The sequence below is a fragment of the Flavobacterium bomense genome, assembly GCF_003970355.1.
The window spans coordinates 1-1,057 of record NZ_RYDJ01000271.1; the positions used below are offsets into that span (position 1 = coordinate 1).

The 1,057-nt window shown below is 35.2% G+C and carries 1 pseudogene; it reads right to left on the bottom strand.

The features are described from left to right. Positions 1 to 1,031 (bottom strand): annotated as a pseudogene (locus EKL98_RS17235) (hypothetical protein); the annotation flags it as partial. Positions 1,032 to 1,057 lie beyond the last annotated feature (26 nt).

A 1,057-nucleotide genomic window follows, 5' to 3' on the forward strand; every position in this document is an offset into this window, starting at 1 on the left:
GCTTTCAATGTGGCTCTTTCAACTAATTTTAGATCTGTTTTATTGGTAAAAATTGAAGATTGTACATCTGCCCACGAATCGTCAGAACCTATATAAACAAGATTAAAAATATCAGTTTCATCAAACGCTTTTTTCATTTCGGGAGTTATACTTTTGTCTGTTGCCCAAAAGTCGTTATAGAATTTTGTAGAGACCTCTTCATTCCAATCCAATCGATACAAATGCGCTTTTGTTTTAACAATATAACCTTTGCCAGCAATAGTTACGCCCACCGAGAGAGCTGTTGCTACTGTGGCAATTGTATTGGCTTGAGGAACACCTGCGTAACTTGCTGCAGTTGCGGCAATATTTAGCCATTTGTTAGTTTTTTTAGCTATTACTTCTTTATCAGTATATTTGAATTCGTTTATTAACACAAAAGTGTTTTTAATTAAATCTTCACCTGCGTCGCCCAGCATAGTTATACCTCTTTTACTTGCTCTAGCTTTTGCGATGTCAAGTACTGAGGCATCATAATTTCCTCTTGATTTAATCAGATTCATATTGAATCCTCCTTTTGGCGAGCGGCCGAACCATTTTGCAACTAATTCTCTTGCAATGTCATTTGTGCCTTTTTGGGTTTCTTTAATCTGGTCTTTAAGTTCTTGAGGCATAAGGTCTACAAGTTCCTTTTGATATTTTTGGCTATCAAATTGTAATCTTTTGTCTATGTATTCTGTTATTTTATTTTTTTTAGTAACTCCAATTTCCTTTGCTTCATCTGTAAGTTTTTTTCTTTCGGCTTGATATTCTTTTAGGTATGGTGACGATGTGGTATTCAATAAAAGGGCTGTGTTTGAACTTGAAGATGCCATTCTAAATAAAGCGGCGTTGCCAGAATATTGAGCAGGGGGTGAGGCGGGGATGCTGCCTGGCAAGTTTTCTAAAACTCTTTTGTCTAAATTATGGTTGTTAAATTTGTCTGGAATTTTGCTTGTTATAAAGTATTTTTTTATCGAATCGGCAAAAGGTATGTTTGGTGTTTCAATCATAACAGTGTATAAAGAACTTCTTCTAT